Annotated in this window: 11 protein-coding genes; 2 read left to right on the top strand and 9 right to left on the bottom strand. The window is 71.3% G+C overall.

Features of this window, described 5'->3' with window-relative positions; all coding sequences use genetic code 11:
• Positions 1 to 122 precede the first annotated feature (122 nt).
• Genes pgl through tkt form a run of 5 tightly spaced genes read right to left on the bottom strand, consistent with a single transcriptional unit; the run spans position 123 to position 6,702 of the window.
• The gene (gene pgl, locus ACFY4A_RS29000; protein ID WP_390832313.1) at positions 123 to 863 is read right to left on the bottom strand and encodes a 6-phosphogluconolactonase; all 741 of its coding nucleotides are present in this window, start codon (positions 861 to 863) and stop codon (positions 123 to 125) included.
• 38 nt (positions 864 to 901) lie between these two features.
• Positions 902 to 1,906, bottom strand: a complete 1,005-nt coding sequence (opcA, locus tag ACFY4A_RS28995; RefSeq protein ID WP_390832293.1) for a glucose-6-phosphate dehydrogenase assembly protein OpcA — start codon at positions 1,904 to 1,906, stop codon at positions 902 to 904.
• Entirely contained in the window at positions 1,903 to 3,441 is a 1,539-nt protein-coding gene (zwf, locus tag ACFY4A_RS28990; RefSeq protein WP_390832292.1) for a glucose-6-phosphate dehydrogenase, read from the bottom strand. Before zwf ends, opcA begins: the two co-directional genes overlap by 4 nt.
• A gap of 5 nt (positions 3,442 to 3,446) precedes the next feature.
• Positions 3,447 to 4,565 carry a transaldolase gene (gene tal / locus ACFY4A_RS28985; RefSeq protein WP_390832291.1) on the bottom strand — a complete coding sequence of 373 codons (1,119 nt, stop codon included), beginning with the start codon at positions 4,563 to 4,565 and terminating at the stop codon, positions 3,447 to 3,449.
• A 34-nt stretch (positions 4,566 to 4,599) separates the two neighbouring features.
• The gene (tkt, locus tag ACFY4A_RS28980) at positions 4,600 to 6,702 is read right to left on the bottom strand and encodes a transketolase (RefSeq protein ID WP_390832290.1); all 2,103 of its coding nucleotides are present in this window, start codon (positions 6,700 to 6,702) and stop codon (positions 4,600 to 4,602) included.
• A 374-nt stretch (positions 6,703 to 7,076) separates the two neighbouring features.
• On the opposite strand from tkt, the gene ACFY4A_RS28975 reads away from it, so the two are divergent.
• Both ACFY4A_RS28975 and ACFY4A_RS28970 read left to right on the top strand, forming a co-directional pair.
• Positions 7,077 to 8,063, top strand: coding sequence for a heme o synthase (locus ACFY4A_RS28975; protein ID WP_390832312.1), 987 nt, complete (start codon positions 7,077 to 7,079; stop codon positions 8,061 to 8,063).
• Between the two features lie 94 nt (positions 8,064 to 8,157).
• Positions 8,158 to 8,490 carry a hypothetical protein gene (locus ACFY4A_RS28970; protein WP_390832289.1) on the top strand — a complete coding sequence of 111 codons (333 nt, stop codon included), beginning with the start codon at positions 8,158 to 8,160 and terminating at the stop codon, positions 8,488 to 8,490.
• 232 nt (positions 8,491 to 8,722) lie between these two features.
• Here the strand turns inward: ACFY4A_RS28970 and ACFY4A_RS28965 are convergent, their stop codons facing one another.
• From ACFY4A_RS28965 to ACFY4A_RS28950, 4 genes are read right to left on the bottom strand one after another with little or no spacing between them, the layout of a single operon-like run.
• Positions 8,723 to 9,730, bottom strand: coding sequence for a heme A synthase (locus ACFY4A_RS28965; protein ID WP_390832311.1), 1,008 nt, complete (start codon positions 9,728 to 9,730; stop codon positions 8,723 to 8,725).
• Between the two features lie 45 nt (positions 9,731 to 9,775).
• A complete protein-coding gene (locus ACFY4A_RS28960; RefSeq protein WP_390832310.1) occupies positions 9,776 to 10,492 on the bottom strand; it encodes an ABC transporter permease in 717 nt (238 codons plus the stop codon).
• 53 nt (positions 10,493 to 10,545) lie between these two features.
• Positions 10,546 to 11,469: an ABC transporter ATP-binding protein gene (locus tag ACFY4A_RS28955; RefSeq protein WP_390832288.1), complete on the bottom strand. Its 924-nt coding sequence runs from the start codon at positions 11,467 to 11,469 to the stop codon at positions 10,546 to 10,548.
• A 31-nt stretch (positions 11,470 to 11,500) separates the two neighbouring features.
• Positions 11,501 to 12,313, bottom strand: a complete 813-nt coding sequence (locus ACFY4A_RS28950; RefSeq protein ID WP_390832287.1) for an aminoglycoside N(3)-acetyltransferase — start codon at positions 12,311 to 12,313, stop codon at positions 11,501 to 11,503.
• Positions 12,314 to 12,424: the final 111 nt, after the last annotated feature.

Here is a 12,424-nt window from a genome sequence, read left to right as displayed (position 1 = left end):
TCCCGCCCCCGGGCGCTGCCGCCCCCAGACCCCCGCTCCGGCCTCGACGGCCTTGTCCTCAAACGCCGGACCGGCTGGAGGACAGGTGCGGCGGCGGTGTCTCCCGCCGCCGCACCTGTGCTCTACGCCGAGGCCGGTGGATACAGCGACCGTGGCAGCTGGGAGGCCGCGGCCGTGTCCAGGAGCCACAGGGTGCGGGCGCGGCCCTGGGCGCCGGCTGCCGGGGCCTGGATCTCGCCCGCACCCGAGAGGGCCATCGCCACCGCGTTGGCCTTGTCCTCGCCGGCCGCCAGCAGCCACACCTCACGGGCCGAGCGGATGGCGGGCAGGGTGAGGGAGACGCGGGTGGGCGGCGGCTTGGGGGAGCCGTGCACGCCGATCACCGTGCGCTCCGTCTCCCGCACCCCCGGGTGCTCCGGGAAGAGGGACGCGACATGGGTGTCCGGGCCGACGCCCAGCATCAGGACGTCGAACGCCGGGACCGCGCCGTGGTTCTCGGGGCCGGCCGCGCGGGCCAGCTCCTCGGCGTAGGCCTCCGCCGCCGCCTCGACGTCCGCGCCGTAGGGACCGTCCGACGCGGGCATGGCGTGCACGCGCTTGGGATCCAGCGGCACGGAGTCCAGCAGGGCCCCGCGGGCCTGCGTGACATTGCGTTCCGGGTCGCCCTCCGGCAGGAACCGCTCGTCGCCCCACCACAGGTCCAGCCGGCCCCAGTCGATCGCGTCGCGGGCGGGCGCGGCCGCCAGCGCGGCCAGCACTCCGTTGCCGTTGCGGCCGCCGGTGAGGACCACGGACGCCGAGCCCGTCGAGGCCTGCGCGTCCACGATCCGGGTGATCAGCCGGGCTGCGGCGGCCTGCGCCATCAGCTCCTTGTCGTGGTGGACGACCAGCTGCGGAGTGCTCACTTGGCGGCCTCCTCCTGGGGCACGGGCACCGCGGCCGGCTCCTTCCCGGACGCCTTGGAACCGTCGGACGCCTTGGCGCCCTCCAGCCGGTCCACGCCGAACCGCAGCGCGGACGCGTACGTGTCGTCCGGGTCCAGCCGCCGCAGCTCCTCCGCGATCAGCTCGGCCGTCTCCCGCCGCTTCAGCGCCACCGCCCGCTCCGGCTGGCCCTGGATGGACAGGGTCGCCAGCCTGCCGTCGGCGCGGTCCAGGGCGACCGGTCCGCTGCTGGTGTCCATGCGGACCGCGGTCAGACCGGGACCCGCGGACCGCGAGCGCCTGACCGGTACGTCCAGCCGGTCCGCGAGCCACATCGCCAGCAGCTCGCAGCTCGGGTTGAACTCCTCGCCCTCCACCTCCACGGCCCTGACCTCGCAGGTGACCTGGTCGAGGGCCGCCGCCAGCATCGAGCGCCAGGGCGTGATCCGGGTCCAGGACAAGTCCGTGTCGCCGGGCGTGTACGCCTCGGCCCGCGCGGAGAGCTCCCGCACCGGCTGCTCGGCTGCGTAGGTGTCGGTGACCCGGCGCTGCGCCAGGGCGCCCAGCGGGTCCTTCGCCGGGTCGAGCGGGGCGTTCACCGGCCACCAGACGACGACCGGCGCGTCGGGGAGCAGCAGCGGCAGTACCACCGACTGGGCGTGGTCGGCCACCTCGCCGTACAGGCGCAGCACCACCGTCTCGCCGGTGCCGGCGTCCGCGCCCACCCGCACCTCGGCGTCCAGCCGCGAGGACGTGCGGTCGCGCAGGGTCCTGGCGTGCCGCTTGATGACCACCAGCAGGCGCGAGGGATGCTCCCGCGAGGCGTCGCCGGCGGCCTTCAGCGCGTCGTAGGCGTTCTCCTCGTCGGTGACGATGACCAGCGTGAGCACCATGCCCACGGCCGGGGTGCCGATCGCCCGCCGGCCCTGCACCAGCGCCTTGTTGATCTTGCTGGCCGTGGTGTCGGTCAGGTCTATCTTCATGGCCGGCGCCAGCTCCGTCCGTCTCGTGCGAGCATCTCGTCCGCCTCGGCGGGCCCCCACGTCCCGGACGGGTACTGCGCGGGCCTGCCGTGCTTGTCCCAGTACGCCTCGATCGGGTCGAGGATCCGCCAGGACAGCTCGACCTCCTCGGTGCGCGGGAAGAGGTTGGAGTCGCCGAGCAGCACGTCCAGGATCAGGCGTTCGTACGCCTCCGGGCTGGACTCCGTGAAGGACTCGCCGTAGGCGAAGTCCATCGACACGTCCCGGATCTCCATCGACGTGCCGGGCACCTTGGAGCCGAAGCGGACCGTGACGCCCTCGTCCGGCTGGACGCGGATGACGATGGCGTTCTGCCCGAGTTCCTCGGTGGCCGAGGTGTCGAAGGGGGAGTGCGGCGCCCGCTGGAAGACGACCGCGATCTCGGTGACCCGGCGGCCCAGGCGCTTGCCGGTGCGCAGATAGAAGGGGACGCCCGCCCAGCGGCGGTTGTCGATCTCCAGCTTGACGGCCGCGTACGTGTCGGTCTTCGACTTCTTGTCGATGCCCTCTTCCTCGAGGTAGCCGATGACCTTCTCGCCGCCCTGCCAGCCCGCCGCGTACTGCCCGCGCACGGTCGACTTGCCCGGGTCCTTGGGCAGCTTCACCGCGCCGAGCACCTTGGTCTTCTCCGCGGCCAGCGCGTCCGCGCCGAAGGATGCGGGCTCCTCCATCGCGGTCAGCGCCAGGAGTTGCAGCAGGTGGTTCTGAATGACGTCGCGGGCGGCGCCGATGCCGTCGTAGTAGCCTGCCCGGCCGCCGATGCCGATGTCCTCGGCCATGGTGATCTGCACGTGGTCCACGAAGGACCGGTTCCAGATCGGCTCGAACATCGTGTTGGCGAAGCGCAGGGCCAGGATGTTCTGGACGGTCTCCTTGCCCAGGTAGTGGTCGATGCGGAAGACCTGGTCCGGGGCGAAGACCTCGTGCACGATCGCGTTGAGCTCCTCGGCCGACTTCAGGTCGTGGCCGAAGGGCTTCTCGATGACCGCGCGCCGCCACGAGCCGTGGCTCTGGTCGGCCAGCTGGTGTTTCTTCAGCTGCTGGATGACCACCGGGAACGACTTCGGCGGCACCGACAGGTAGAAGGCGAAGTTGCCGCCCGTGCCCTGCGCCTTGTCCAGCTCCTCGATCGTGCCGCGCAGCCGCTCGAACGCGTCGTCGTCGTCGAAGGTGCCCTGCACGAAGCGCATGCCCTGGATGAGCTGCTGCCAGACCTCCTCCCGGAACGGCGTGCGCGCGTGCTCCTTGACGGCGTCGTGCACGACCTGGGCGAAGTCCTCGTGCTCCCAGTCGCGGCGGGCGAAGCCGACGAGCGAGAAGCCCGGCGGCAGCAGACCCCGGTTGGCGAGGTCGTACACCGCGGGCATGAGCTTCTTGCGCGACAGGTCGCCCGTCACACCGAAGATGACCAGGCCCGACGGCCCCGCGATACGCGGGAGCCGTCGGTCGGCGGGGTCACGGAGCGGGTTCGCTCCGGTGACGGAAAGGGGCGCCAACGTTCTCAGCCCTCCGCGGGAGCGAGGCGCTCCAACTCCGCCTCGGTGGACTTCAGCAGGTCGTTCCAGGACGCCTCGAACTTCTCGACGCCCTCGTCCTCCAGGACCTGGACCACGTCGTCGTACGAGATCCCGATCTTCTCCAGCGCGTCGATGTGCGCGCGGGCCTGCTCGTAGGTGCCGGTGACCGCGTCGCCGCGGATCGCGCCGTGGTCCTCGGTGGCCTCCAGCGTGGCCTCGGGCATGGTGTTCACCGTGTTCGGCGCCACCAGCTCCTCGACGTACATGGTGTCCTTGTACGCCTTGTCCTTCACCCCGGTGGACGCCCACAGCGGACGCTGTTTGTTGGCGCCCTGCCGCTCCAGCGCGCTCCACCGGTCGGAGGCGAAGACCTCCTCGTACGCCTGGTAGGCCAGACGCGCGTTGGCCACACCCGCCTTGCCGCGCAGCGCCTTGGCCTCGTCGGTGCCGAGCTCGTCGATCCGCCGGTCGATCTCGGTGTCCACGCGGGACACGAAGAAGGACGCCACCGAGTGGATCTTCGACAGGTCCAGGCCGCGCTCCCTGGCCTTCTCCAGGCCGCTCAGGTACGCGTCCATCACCGCGCGGTAGCGCTCCAGAGAGAAGATCAGGGTGACGTTGACGCTGATGCCGTTGCCGATGGTCTCGGTGATCGCCGGCAGGCCCGCCTTGGTGGCCGGGATCTTGATGAGCGTGTTGGGCCGGTCGACCAGCCAGGCCAGCTGGCGGGCCTCGGCGACCGTCGCCCTGGTGTTGTGCGCCAGGCGCGGGTCCACCTCGATGGAGACCCGGCCGTCCTTGCCGCCGGTGGCGTCGAAGACCGGGCGCAGGATGTCGGCGGCGTCCCGGACGTCCGCCGTGGTGATCATGCGGATGGCCTCTTCCACCGTGACCCGGCGGGCGGCCAGGTCGGAGACCTGCTGTTCGTAGCCGTCGCCGTGCGAGATCGCCTTCTGGAAGATCGTCGGGTTGGTGGTGACGCCCACTACGTGCTGCTGGTCGATCAGCTCGGCGAGGTTGCCGGACGTGATCCGCTTGCGCGACAGGTCGTCCAGCCAGATCGCGACGCCTTCGTCGGAAAGGCGCTTCAGTGCGTCTGTCATGGAAAATGCATCTCCTACGGGTCGTATATGAGCGTCAGCGCTGGGCGGCGGCGATGGATTCCCGGGCCTTGGCGGCCACGTTCTCGGCGGTGAAGCCGAACTCTCGGAAGAGCACCTTGGCGTCGGCCGAAGCACCGAAGTGCTCGAGGGAAACGATGCGGCCGACGTCTCCCACGTACTTGTGCCAGGTCAGACCGACACCTGCCTCGACCGCCACGCGTGCCCGCACGGCCGGCGGCAGCACGCTGTCCCGGTACCCCTGGTCCTGCTCCTCGAACCACTCCACGGACGGCATGGACACCACCCGCGTGGGGATGCCCTCGGCCTGGAGCCGCTCACGGGCCTCCACGGCCACGTGCACCTCGGAACCGGTGGCGATCAGGACGACCTGCGCCTCAGCGTTCTGCCCGTCGGGCCCCTCGGCCTCGAACATGACGTAACCGCCGCGCGCGGCGTCGTCGTCGGGCTCGTACGTCGGCACGCCCTGGCGGGTCAGCGCCAGACCGTGCGGCGTGCCCTTGCCGAACTCCTTGGTCCAGCGGCGCAGGATCTCGCGCCAGGCGATCGCGGTCTCGTTGGCGTCGGCCGGGCGGACGATGTTCAGGCCCGGGATGGCGCGCAGCGAGGCCAGGTGCTCGACCGGCTGGTGGGTGGGGCCGTCCTCGCCCAGGCCGATGGAGTCGTGCGTCCAGACGTACGTCACCGGCAGGTGCATCAGGGACGACAGGCGCACCGCGTTGCGCATGTAGTCGGAGAAGACCAGGAAGGTGCCGCCGTAGACACGGGTGTTGCCGTGCAGCGTGATGCCGTTCATCGCCGCGGCCATGGCGTGCTCACGGATGCCGAAGTGGATGGTGCGCCCGTACGGGTTCGCCTCCGGCAGCGGGTTGCCCTCGGGCAGGAAGGACGAGGTCTTGTCGATGGTGGTGTTGTTCGAGCCGGCCAGGTCCGCCGAGCCGCCCCACAGCTCCGGGATCACGTCGCCGAGCGCCTGGAGCACCTTGCCGGACGCGGCGCGCGTGGCCAGGCTCTTGCCCGCCTCGAACACCGGGATCTTCTCGTCCCAGCCGGCGGGCAGTTCGCCCGCGGTGATCCGGTCGAACTCGGCGGCCCGCTCGGGGTTGGCCTCGCGCCAGACCTGGAGCGACTTCTCCCACTCGGCCTTGGCCCGGCGGCCCCGCTCGACGGCGGCGCGGGTGTGGTTCAGCACCTCGTCGGAGACCTCGAAGTGCTGCTCGGGGTCGAAGCCGAGGACGCGCTTGGTGGCCGCGACCTCCTCCTCGCCCAGCGCCGAGCCGTGCGCGGCCTCGGTGTTCTGCGCGTGCGGGGCGGGCCAGGCGATGATCGAGCGCATCGCGATGAAGGACGGCCGGTCGGTGACGGCCTTGGCCGCCTCGACGGCCGCGTGGATCGCATGCGGGTCGAGGTCGCCGTCCTCCTTGGGCTCCACGCGCTGCACGTGCCAGCCGTAGGCCTCGTACCGCTTGACGGTGTCCTCGGAGACGGCCGTCTCGGTGTCGCCCTCGATCGAGATGTGGTTGTCGTCCCACAGCAGGATCAGGTTGCCGAGCTTCTGGTGGCCGGCCAGCGAGGACGCCTCGGCGGAGATGCCCTCCTGGAGGCAGCCGTCACCGGCGATGCAGAAGACGAAGTGGTCGAACGGGGACGCGCCGGCGGGGGCCTCCGGATCGAACAGGCCGCGCTCGTAGCGGGCGGCCATCGCCATGCCCACCGCGTTGGCGACACCCTGGCCGAGCGGGCCGGTCGTGGTCTCCACGCCCGCCGTGTGCCCGTACTCCGGGTGGCCGGGCGTCTTCGAGCCCCAGGTGCGGAAGGACTTCAGGTCGTCCAGCTCCAGCCCGAAACCGGCCAGGTACAGCTGGGTGTAGAGGGTCAGGGAGGAGTGGCCGGCGGACAGCACGAAGCGGTCGCGCCCCACCCACTGCGGATCGGCCGGGTCGTGCCGCATCACCTTCTGGAAGAGGGTGTAGGCGGCGGGAGCCAGACTCATCGCCGTGCCGGGATGGCCGTTGCCGACCTTCTGTACGGCATCGGCGGCCAGGACGCGCGCGGTGTCCACGGCACGCTGGTCCAACTCGGTCCACTCGAGGTCTGTGGTGGTCGGCTTGGTGCTCACCCTGGGTCAGGGCTCCTCTCCACATGTCGGATGCCGGCGTACGGGGGGACCGCGCACCGGTTGCCGGCGTTCTCGGCGTCGGCCGGCCTTGTCGAGCCTATCCCGTCAGAACGTGCGTTTTTCCGCGTCGTTCCAGAGTGCCGGGACTCTCGGAGATCCGCCTCCCCGCTGGTCGGAATCGCATTCGGCACATGAATACGGGGCTGCTCATCCGATCGCTCGATCGAGCCGGTTCGTGCCCGTCCGTAGGGCCCCGCCAACACGACCCCACCCCCGCGAATGTCCGGGTCTGGGCAACGTCTACAGTGGCGTGGTACGCGCGAGTCCTTACCGTCGGTTCACACGGGCGGCTCGCTGGGATGTCTCTGTCAGGGGTGTGCGTGACGGCCGTCGAATCCCGTCCAGCGGGTGGGGGCACCTCCCACGCCTTCAAGGCTGTGGGGGAACTCGGTGCGAGCCAGAGCCCGAGCCACCGGCCGTTCGGGGCCCGTGTCAAGGCGTTTGTGGCACTGACCAAGCCGCGGATCATCGAACTGCTGCTGATCACCACCGTTCCGGTGATGTTCCTGGCGCAGCGGGGCGTGCCCGACCTGGGGCTGGTCCTGCTCACCTGCGTCGGCGGCTACCTGTCCGCGGGCGGCGCCAACGCGCTGAACATGTACATCGACCGCGACATCGACGCGCTGATGGACCGCACCTCCCAGCGCCCGCTGGTCACCGGCATGGTCAGCCCGCGCGAGTGCCTGGCCTTCGGCATCACGCTGGCGGTCGTCTCCACGCTGCTGTTCGGCCTCACCGTCAACTGGCTGTCCGCGTGGCTGTCGCTCGGAGCGCTTCTCTTCTACGTCGTCGTCTACACGATGATCCTCAAGCGCCGTACGTCGCAGAACATCGTGTGGGGCGGCATCGCCGGCTGCATGCCGGTGCTGATCGGCTGGTCCTCGGTCACCAACTCGATGTCCTGGGCGCCCGTCATCCTCTTCCTCGTGATGTTCTTCTGGACGCCGCCGCACTACTGGCCGCTGTCCATGAAGGTGAGGGAGGACTACGCGCGCGTGGGCGTGCCGATGCTGCCGGTCATCGCCTCGAACAAGGTGGTCGCCCGGCAGATCGTGATCTACAGCTGGGTGATGGTGGCGGTCTCGCTGCTGCTGACCCCGCTCGGCTACACCGGCTGGTTCTACACGGTGGTGGCGCTGGCCGCGGGCGGCTGGTGGCTGTGGGAGGCGCACGCGCTGCAGAACCGGGCCAAGGCCGAGGCGACCGGCGCGAAGCTCAAGGAGATGCGCCTGTTCCACTGGTCCATCACCTATGTGTCGCTGCTGTTCGTGGCGGTGGCGGTGGATCCCTTCCTGCGCTGACCTCTCGTAGGGATTTCCCACGGGCGGGGTACGTGGTCAAGGCCACGCACCCCGCCCGTCGCCGTTTGATCTACTCGCGGGTAGCATCCTGGCCATGGCAGACACGCAGCAGGTTGACCCCAAGGCCGAGCGCAGGGCCGCCCGCCTCGCCCGGCGGATCGGCTCCTTCTCCAAGGCCCACGGAGGCGCCGAGGGACAGGTCGCGTACCTCGGGGAGCGCGGCGCCAGGATCGTCCTGGTCGGCGGGGACGGCACCTGGGGCGACCTCGTGACCCCGACGTACGCCATCGCCGAGAAGGCGGTGGAGAAGTCCGGGATCACCGTCCACGAGGCGTTCGACGGCGGGCTCGCGGCCAAGGTGCGGACGGGCCCGTACGAGTGGAGCCGCATGGCGGGCCTCCAGCTGGGCGGCCCGTCCAACGGCTGACCGGGTCCGGACGCCCGGGTCACCGACACCTGACGGCCGGTTCACCCGTTAGGGCCTCTGGAATGCAGAGGCCCTAACGGGTGAACCGGCTGATAGGAACGACGGGCTGCCCGAGCTGCGTGTCGCGGGCGCACGCCTGTTCAGGGAGGCCCTGAAACGGGTGCTCGGGGGTGTAGAACGCGATGCGGGGGTACGGCCCGGGGGCAAACCCCCGCCTGAACCCCGGCCGGCCTCAGGCCTTCGCCAGCGTCGCCTCGGTGGCGGGGCCCGGCAGGTCGACCACGGCCTCCGGCCGCTCGCGCAGTGACAGCAGTACGCGCAGCACCCAGATCCACATGACGCACGAGCCCAGCATGTGCAGGCCGACCAGGACCTCGGGCAGGTGCGTGAAGGACTGGACATAGCCGATGGCGCCCTGGGCCAGCAGGATCAGGAACAGTTCGCGGGTCCGCGCCAGCGGGCCCCGCGGCGCGTCGACGGCCTTGAGGATGAACCACAGGGCGAACGTCAGCGTGATCACGATCCACGCCAGCACGGCGTGCAGCTTGGCGACCGTCTGCCAGTCGATCGGGATACGGGAGACCTCCTGGGAGTCGCCCGCGTGCGGCCCGGCACCGGTGACCACCGTGCCCACCGCGATCAGCAGCACGCTCGCGAGGACCAGGAACCCCACCAGCTGCCGGATCGGCCTGCCGACCAGCGGGCGCGGCTCGGCGTCGCCCTCACGGGTGCGCTGCCACATCACCGTGGCGACCGCGATCAGCGCCGAGGAGAGGAGGAAGTGCGCCGCGACGGTGTACGGGTTCAGGCCGACGAGGACGACGATGCCGCCGAGCACCGCGTTGCCCATGACCAGCCAGAACTGCGCCCACCCCAGCCGGGTGAGGCTGCGCCGCCACGGCTTCTGGGCGCGCGCGGCGACGATCGCCCAGCCCACGGCGGCGCACAGCACGTACGTCAGCATCCGGTTGCCGAACTCGATCACGCCGTGCACACCCATCTCGCGGGTGGTGGTCAGCGAGTCGTCCGTGCACGTGGGCCAGGTCGGGCAGCCGAGGCCCGAGCCGGTCAGGCGGACGGCACCGCCGGTGACGACGATGATCAACGCCATCACGAGCGCGGAGAGCGCCGCCCGCTGGACGGTCCTCGGATGCGGGGTCCAGCGTTCGGCGATGAAGGCGAGCGGGTTGCGCACGGCGGCCACGGCGTCGGCGCGGGTCAGGTTCGGCACGCGTTCCATCGTAGGCGTCCGCTTGTGCACGGTTTCACGAGGGTCCATCGCGCCCTACTCCCAACGGAAGAACTTCCCGGCGGCCGCGAGAGCCGCCACCGCCCAGACGGCGAGGATCGCGAGGTCGCCCCACGGCATCCCGGCGCCGTGCTGGAGCACGTCCCGCAGCCCGCCGGAGAGCGCCGAGACGGGCAGCAGGCCGAGCGCGTCCTGGGCGACGGGCGGGAACTTGTCCAGCGGTACGACCACCCCGCCGCCGACGAGCAGCAGCAGGAAGACCAGGTTGGCGGCGGCCAGGGTCGCCTCGGCCTTCAGGGTCCCCGCCATCAGCAGGCCCAGCCCGGAGAAGGCGGCCGTGCCGACGACCATCAGCAGGAGCACGACGAACGGGTTGCCGTGCGGCGACCAGCCGAGCGCGAAGGCGATCACGGTCAGCAGCACGACCTGAAGCACCTCGGTGACCAGCACCGACGCCGTCTTGGCGGTCATCAGTCCCCAGCGCGGCAGCGGCGAGGCGGCCAGCCGCTTCAGCACGCCGTAGCGCCGCTCGAAGCCGGTCGCGATGGCCTGCCCGGTGAACGCGGTCGACATCACGGCGAGGGCGAGGACGCCGGGGGTGAGGAAGTCCACGGCCCGGCCCGCGCCGGTGTCGACGATGTCCACGGAGCTGAACAGCACCAGCAGCAGCGTGGGGATGACGACGGTGAGCAGCAGCTGCTCCCCGTTGCGCAGCAGCATCCTGGTCTCCAGCGCCGCCTGCGCCGCGATCATGCGGGTCAGCGGAGCGGCGCCGGGCTTCGGCGTGTACGTACCGGTGGCGGTGGTCACGAGCGCAGCTCCTTGCCGGTCAGCTCCAAGAAGACGTCCTCCAGGGTGTGCCGCTCGACGGAGATGCGGTCCGGCATCACGCCGTGCTGGGCGCACCAGGACGTCACGGTCGCGAGCAGCTGTGGGTCGACCTTGCCGACGACGCGGTAGGAGCCCGGGGTCAGCTCGGCGGCCGAGGCGTCGGCGGGCAGTGCCTTGAGGAGGGAGGCGACGTCGAGTCCCGGGCGGCCGGTGAAGCGCAGGGTGTTCTCGGCGCCGCCGCGGCACAGCTCTTCCGGGGAGCCCTGGGCGATGACCCGGCCGGCGTCGATGATCGCGACGTCGTCGGCGAGCTGCTCGGCCTCGTCCATGTAGTGCGTGGTGAGGATCACCGAGACACCGTCGGCGCGCAGGTCGCGCACGAGGTCCCAGGTGGCCCGGCGGGCCTGCGGGTCGAGTCCGGCGGTCGGTTCGTCGAGGAAGACCAGTTCGGGCCGGCCGACGACGGCCATGGCGAGCGCGAGCCGCTGCTGCTGGCCGCCGGAGAGCCGGCGGTAGGAGGTCCGCCCGCAGCTGCCGAGCCCGAGCCGTTCCACGAGGGCGTCCACGTCCAGCGGGTGGGCGTGCAGCTTGGCGACGTGCCGCAGCATCTCGTCGGCCCGGGCGCCGGAGTACACGCCGCCGGACTGGAGCATCACGCCGATACGGGGCCTGAGCTGCGCGGACTGTCCCGCGGGGTCGAGGCCCAGGACGCGCACCGTGCCGGAATCCGGCCGCCGGTACCCCTCGCAGGCCTCGACCGTCGTCGTCTTGCCCGCCCCGTTGGGGCCGAGCACGGCGGTCACTCCCGCCCGGGCCACCAGGTCGAGGCCGTCCACCGCGGTCTTCGTGCCGTACCGCTTCACCAAGGCCTGGACCTGGACCACGGGCTCACTTCGCATGAGGCCAAAGTCTAGGTACGCGCCGGACGGCTCAGGCGGCCGGGTGAGGGAAGTCATCCTCCCGGGGCCGGTGCACCGCGAGCCACCGCTCCGCGTACGCCACCGCGTCCGCCAGGGGGAACAGCCGCGACCGGGCGGCGCCCACCGTCCCGCGGACCACCGGCCGGTCACGCTCGAAGTCGTGCCCGAGCTCGTCGAACCGCTCGGAGGTGACGGCGACCTCGGTGACGACCTCCCAGCCACGCGGTCCAGGACGCCCCTCCTGGACGAGCGGCGCGGGGATCCGGTACTCGGCCAGGTGGAAGCAGGTGCAGGAGTCGTATCCGGCGCCCAGCAGCAGCACCCGGGCGCCGGCGGCCTCCAGCCGGGCGAGCGGGCTCTGCTCGCCCAACCGGCAGTCGGTGGCGTGCCCCTCGACGATCCCGGCGGCGCCCGGGCCGATCGCCGCGAACGAAGTGTGCGGGTGCGCGCTGCGCAGGGCGCCCGGCCAGGTGCGCACGGTCTCCGGGATCACTCCGACCCCGAAGGAGGGGGTGACGCGGGGGTCGTAGGCGGGCATCGTGGCCCGGACGGTGTCCCACCACTCCTCGGGCACCGGCGGTCTGCTCCACCGTGCCGGGTCGGACAGGTCGCCAGAGTGGGTGGGGACCACGAGCGTGCCGTCGGGACCGAGCGCGTCGAGCAGTCCCCGGACGACCGCGACCGGGCCGCCGCAGACCCAGCCGAGCGATCTGACGGAGGAGTGGACGAGGAGGGTCTCGCCGGGGCGTACGCCGAGGTCGCGCAGTCCTTCGGCGAGCGTGTCCCGGGTGACGAGTGGGCCGGTCGGCGGGGGTGTGGGCATGGTCGGGCAGTCTGGCGCGCGGCCCCGGCGGGCGCCACCCGTTTGATCGATCAGAGATCGTTTCCGCAGGTCGGATTAGGTTTGCCTAAGTGACGCAGGGCACCGCTCGTC

Source organism: Streptomyces sp. NPDC001292, from assembly GCF_042896465.1.
GTDB lineage: Bacteria > Actinomycetota > Actinomycetes > Streptomycetales > Streptomycetaceae > Streptomyces.
The sequence above is the reverse complement of the archived record's forward strand: the minus strand, read 5'-3'. Positions and strand labels throughout refer to the sequence as shown.